The organism is Flavobacterium sp. (genome assembly GCF_043720215.1).
Classification (GTDB): Bacteria; Bacteroidota; Bacteroidia; order Flavobacteriales; family Flavobacteriaceae; genus Flavobacterium.
In genome coordinates this window covers 1-6,142 of sequence record NZ_JAYSSZ010000004.1, presented here as the reverse complement: position 1 = coordinate 6,142, position 6,142 = coordinate 1, and the positions used below count along the sequence as shown (strand labels likewise).

Genomic DNA, 6,142 nt, shown 5'->3' with positions numbered 1-6,142 from the left:
GTTGAAAGTCAAATTTCCTGTCGGATTGTTTTGTTTCCATTCTTTCTTTTCGGCTTTGTTTTCTTCTTTTTGAGCCACATCGGCACTGTCTTCATAAGCACGGAAATCTGAATAGTTTCCTGGGAAATTTTCAATTTCTCCTTCACCACGAAAAACAAATAAGTGATCTACAATTTTATCCATAAAATAACGATCGTGAGAAACCACAAGCAAACAGCCAGGGTAATCAAGAAGGAAACTTTCTAAAACATTCAATGTAACGATATCTAAATCATTGGTTGGTTCATCTAGAATCAAAAAGTTAGGATTCTGAATCAAAACCGTACACAAATACAAACGTTTTAGCTCACCACCACTTAATTTTTCGACATAATCGTATTGTTTTTTGCTGTCAAAAAGAAAACGCTCTAACAATTGAGAGGCAGATATTATTTTTCCTTTCGTAAGCGGAATAAATTCTCCGTATTCTTTTATAATATCTATAACGCGTTGTCCTGGTTTTGGATTGATACCGCTTTGCGTGTAATAACCAATTTTTATGGTATCACCCACCACAACTTTGCCACTATCTGCTGGTATTGTACTGGTTAGCAAATTTAAAAAAGTAGATTTTCCTGTTCCGTTTTTTCCAATGATACCAATTCTGGCACCACGCTGAAAATCGAAAGTAAATTCGTCTAAAATAACTTTGTCATTAAACTTTTTAGAAACTTTGTGAAGCTCGATAATCTTGCTTCCCATACGTTCCATATTAATCTCTAACTCGACTACATTTTCTCTTCGGCGACTTTCGGCTTTTTCTTTAATAACATAAAAGTCATCTTGTCGTGATTTAGATTTGGTCGTTCTTGCTTTTGGTTGACGACGCATCCAAGCCAATTCTTTTACAAATAAGTTTTGGGCTTTGTCTACACTAGCATTTTCGGAAATAAGGCGTTCTTCTTTTTTCTCTAAATAATATGAGTAATTTCCTTTGTATTGGTATAATTTTCCGTTGTCTAATTCTATAATTTCGTTACAAACACGTTCCAAAAAGAAACGGTCGTGCGTTACCATAAACAAAGTTATATTTTCTTTAGCAAAATAACTTTCTAACCATTCAATCATCTCTAAATCCAAATGATTCGTAGGTTCGTCAAGAATTAATAGGTCAGGACGATTAATTAGAATAATAGCCAATGACAAACGTTTTTTCTGACCACCCGAAAGATTTTTCACTTTCAGTTTAAAGTCTTCTAATTTTAGTTTGAATAAAATTTGCTTGTATTGTGTTTCAAAATCCCAAGCATTGTGTTGGTCCATTCCGTCGAAAGCTTTTTGATAAGCCTCTTCGTCTTCTGGGTTTTCTAATGCTTTTTCATAAGCTTCAATTATTTTAAGCGTTTCATTATCTGAAGCAAAAATACTTTCTTCGATAGTTAATTCGTCTTGTAAATTATGATTTTGAGACAAAAAAGCCATTCGAATATCTTTACGAATCACAACTTGCCCTGTATCAGGATCATCAATACCATTCAGGATATTCATGATAGTGGTTTTTCCAGAACCATTTTTGGCAATGAAGGCAATTTTTTGGTCTTTGTTTATTCCAAAAGAAATTTTATCGAACAAAGTTCGTTCACCAAAAGACTTAGAAATATTTTCTACAGATAAGTAATTCACAAGAGTAATTTTTTGCAAAAGTAATTTATATTTGTCAAATGCAACTATCAGTTATCATTCTTAATTATAATGTTCGTTATTTTCTCGAACTTTGCGTTTTAAGTGTTCAAAAAGCACTTGAAACTATTGATGCAGAAATTATTGTAATCGATAATAATTCTTCCGATGAGAGCTGCGAAATGATGAAACAGCGTTTTTCAAACATAAAACTCATCGAAAACAATGAAAATTCAGGTTTTCCAAAAGGGAATAATATAGGAGTTTCACAAGCAAAAGGAGAATATGTTTGTATTCTTAATCCAGATACAGTTGTTGCCGAAGATACTTTTACAAAAATCTTGGCTTTCGCCGAAAGGCAAAAAAATTTAGGAATCGTAGGATGCAAACTTATAGACGGAACTGGAAATTTCTTACCAGAAAGCAAACGAGGCGTACCCACTCCGTTTGTAGCATTTACTAAAATTTTCGGGTTGTATAAATTTTCAAATTATTTCGGAAAATATTATGCACAACATTTGCAGGAAAACGAAACAGGAAAAGTCGATATTTTGGTTGGTGCTTTTATGATTATGAAGCGAGAATTGTATCTCGAAGTTGGCGGTTTCGACGAAAAATGTTTCATGTATTCTGATGATATCGATTTGAGTTATATGGTTTTGCAAAAAGGAAAATCAAACTATTATTTTCACGAAACAACTGTAATTCACTACAAAGGCGAAAGCACAATTAAGGACGGAACGTATATGAAACGCTTTCAGGAAGCAATGAATTTCTTCTATAAAAAACATTTTAATCCCGAAGCTTCGGGATCGGTTTTCTTTTCTCTATTTATGAAAATAGGAATCCTTATTTTCTCATTTATCAAGATGTTTCAAGGCAAACAAAATGCAAGGGTAGCTCCTGAAAGCTATGTTTTAATTTCAGATAATGAATTAGTAAAAGTAAAGCTTCAAACGGAATTTAAAAAGGACGTTTTTCTTGCTAAAAAAGGAGTTTTGAATATGAACTATTCGCAAAATTTATCTAAAAAAATGGCTTTTGAATTCGTATTTGATAACAATTATATCAATTTTAAAGAAATAATTCAAACAATGCAGTCGAAAAAAAATAAAAACCATACTTTCAAAATACTTCCGCAAACGACTGATTTTCTTATTGGTAGCAATAGCAGTAATGATCGCGGAGAAGTAATTTTAATATCAGATTTTAAAAACTAGATTTCAATTTTTTTTTAATTGCTGTTAATTCGTGAAATTAGTGTTAAATTTATTATTTTTGCATCATCAAAACCAAAAAACCTTTTAGGCAAACAATATGGCAAGATTTGAATTGAAACTTCCAAAAATGGGAGAAAGCGTTGCAGAAGCAACTATCACAAATTGGTTAAAACAAGTTGGCGACAAAATCGAAATGGACGAAGCCGTTCTAGAAATTGCTACCGACAAAGTAGATAGCGAAGTTCCTAGTGAAGTTTCAGGGATTTTGGTAGAACAATTATTTAACAAAGATGATTTAGTTCAAGTAGGACAAACTATTGCCATTATCGAAACTGAAGGCGGAGATGTTGTCGTAGCAAAACAAGAAGTAACTCCAGTTGCTGTTGCAGAAGTTACTAAGACTGTAGATCCCGAAACTTCGGGAGCGAAAGACTCAGTTTCAGCGCCAGCTAATTTTTCAGATTCAGATAAATTCTTTTCTCCATTAGTTAAAAATATCGCTAAAGAGGAAGGTGTTTCAGTAGCTGAACTAGAAAGCATCAAAGGTTCTGGAAAAGACGGAAGAATTACTAAAGAAGATATTTTAAATTATATAAAAAATAGAGGAAATCAGCCTGCTGTTGCCCCGATAGCTATCGGGACTGCTCCAGTTGTTGCAACTCAAAATGTAGCTCCAGTAGCACAAAAGGCAGCTCCGGTTTCTGTAAATGGAGGTGATGAAATCGTTGAAATGGACAGAATGCGTAAGCTAATTTCTGGTTACATGGTTGCATCTGTACAAACATCGGCACACGTACAATCGTTTATCGAAGTCGATGTGACAAATATAGTAAAATGGAGAAATAAAGTTAAAGATGCTTTCGAAAAAAGAGAAGGCGAAAAGCTAACTTTTACACCAATTATGATGGAAGCGGTTGCAAAAGCTTTAAAAGATTTTCCAGGAATGAATATCTCAGTAGATGGTGATTATATCATCAAAAAGAAAAACATTAATCTAGGAATGGCAGCAGCTTTACCAAACGGAAACTTAATCGTTCCAGTTATAAAAAATGCGGACCAATTAAACTTGGTAGGCATGGCAAAAGCGGTAAACGATTTAGGAAATCGTGCAAAAGCAGGAAAATTAAAACCAGACGATACGCAAGGCGGAACGTATACCGTGACAAATGTGGGGACTTTTGGTTCAGTTTTCGGAACACCAATTATCAACCAGCCACAAGTAGGAATTTTAGCACTTGGAGCTATCAGAAAAGTACCAGCAGTTATCGAAACTCCAGAAGGTGATTTTATCGGAATTCGTCAAAAAATGTTCCTTTCGCACTCATATGATCACCGAGTTGTAGATGGTGCATTAGGAGGAAGCTTCGTAAAACGCGTTGCAGATTATCTTGAAGCATTTGATGTAAATAGAGATTTTTAAAATAAATAAACAATTATAATTAAGCGATTCAAATTTTGAGTCGCTTTTTTTTTTAGGAGCCAATCCTGCTTTCCGTTACAATCTTTTTTTCGGCGACCCGAGCAATAGCGAACAGGCGAAGCAAAAGCCTCAAAAAAGGATTTTCACTGTAAACGAAGTTCACTGAACTCCTCTGAAAATAAAAGTACAGTGAAGTAATCAGGGCTAGTAAGGAATCTTTACCATTAATTTTATATTTTATTTAATTCGCGATCCGTTTTTTATACTTCTCGTCCGTGGTCAAAAAAAACCTATAATTCGTTGTTAAAAAAATTAGGGCAATTAAAATCTAACAATTACATTTGTAAGAATACAAACAAACTAAATGGAACTCAAATTAACCCGCCCAATCTGCTTTTTCGATCTCGAAACCACAGGAATCGATATAGGAAAAGATAGAATTGTAGAAATATCAGTATTTAAAGTTTTTCCAAACGGAAACAAAGAAAGCAAAACATGGTTGGTAAATCCTACCATTCCAATTCCCGCACAAACTACGGCAGTGCACGGAATAACAGACGAAAAAGTAGCTAATGAACCAACTTTCAATGAATTGGCTTCGCAAGTTTATAATATGATAAAAGATTCAGATTTAGCAGGATTTAACTCTGATCGTTTTGACATTCCATTATTAGCAGAAGAATTACTTCGTGCTGGAGTCGATTTTGATATGAAAGGAAGAGTTTCTGTCGATGTTCAAACTGTTTTTCATAAAATGGAAGAGCGTACTTTAAGTGCTGCTCTAAAATTTTATACAGGAAAACCTTTAGAAAACGCACATTCTGCAGAAGCAGATACGATGGCAACATACGAAATTCTAAAAGCGCAACTAGATCGATATCCGGAATTAGAAAACGACATGAAATCGCTTTCTGAATTCACAACCAGAAAAAAAATCGCTGATTTTGCAGGAATGATAGCTTTTGATAAGGATAACGAAGAGATTTTTACCTTCGGAAAACACAAAGGGGCAAAAGTAGATAAGGTTTTAGAAACCGAACCAGGTTATTTTAGTTGGATTCAAAATGCCGACTTCCCGTTATATACTAAAAAAGTTTTAACAGCTATTAAGTTAAGAAAGTTAAACACAAAGTAAAGTAATAAGGCCTAAGGTGTTGAGGTGCTATGTAGCTCAGGTCCTTAGTTTCTTAGAACTTCAGAACCTCAAAGAAAAATGAAAATAATCTGTATAGGTAGAAATTATACCGAACACATTGCCGAATTACAAAACGAACGTCCAACGGAACCTGTAGTTTTTCTAAAACCAGATTCGGCAGTATTACTCAAGCAACATCCATTTGTAATTCCTGAATTTTCTGATGATATTCACCACGAAATAGAAGTTATTGTTCGTATAAATAAAGTTGGAAAATATATCGATGCCAAGTTTGCACATAAATACTATGACGAAATCAGTGTTGGAATAGATTTTACAGCTCGTGATTTACAACAAAAACTAAAAGACAAAGGTTTACCTTGGGAAAAAGCAAAAGCTTTTGACGGTTCAGCGGTTATAGGTGACTTTATATCGATAAAAGTTTTTAATTCGCTAGAAAATCTTAAATTTGAATTAACCAACAATGGAGAAACAGTTCAAAAAGGAAATACAGCAAATATGTTGTGGAAAATAGATGAGTTAATCGCATATGTTTCCCAATATTTCACCTTAAAAATTGGCGATATTATTTTTACTGGAACGCCAGCAGGAGTTGCTAAAGTAAATCCTAATGATGTTCTAGAAGGTTTTTTAGAAGAGAATAAATTATTTAGAATTCAAGTAAAATAAAATATGGCAATACATTAT

5 protein-coding genes are annotated in these 6,142 nt (G+C 33.7%); 4 read left to right on the top strand and 1 reads right to left on the bottom strand.

All coding sequences use genetic code 11. The features are described 5' to 3' along the window. The coding region (locus tag ACHZC3_RS00295) for an ABC-F family ATP-binding cassette domain-containing protein (RefSeq protein WP_394757883.1) at positions 1-1,662 on the bottom strand (1,662 nt) is incomplete at its 3' end. A gap of 38 nt (positions 1,663-1,700) precedes the next feature. Here ACHZC3_RS00295 and ACHZC3_RS00290 point away from each other — a divergent pair. From ACHZC3_RS00290 to ACHZC3_RS00275, 4 genes are all read left to right on the top strand, one after another. Then, positions 1,701-2,879, top strand: coding sequence for a glycosyltransferase family 2 protein (locus ACHZC3_RS00290; RefSeq protein WP_394757882.1), 1,179 nt, complete (start codon positions 1,701-1,703; stop codon positions 2,877-2,879). A 97-nt stretch (positions 2,880-2,976) separates the two neighbouring features. Beyond that, positions 2,977-4,299 (top strand): dihydrolipoamide acetyltransferase family protein, encoded by a 1,323-nt coding sequence (locus ACHZC3_RS00285; protein ID WP_394757881.1) that lies wholly within the window; start codon positions 2,977-2,979, stop codon positions 4,297-4,299. 364 nt (positions 4,300-4,663) lie between these two features. Beyond that, the gene (locus ACHZC3_RS00280; RefSeq protein ID WP_394757880.1) at positions 4,664-5,434 is read left to right on the top strand and encodes an exonuclease domain-containing protein; all 771 of its coding nucleotides are present in this window, start codon (positions 4,664-4,666) and stop codon (positions 5,432-5,434) included. 78 nt (positions 5,435-5,512) lie between these two features. Then, positions 5,513-6,124 (top strand): fumarylacetoacetate hydrolase family protein, encoded by a 612-nt coding sequence (locus ACHZC3_RS00275; RefSeq protein WP_394757879.1) that lies wholly within the window; start codon positions 5,513-5,515, stop codon positions 6,122-6,124. The last annotated feature ends 18 nt before the right edge of the window (positions 6,125-6,142 follow it).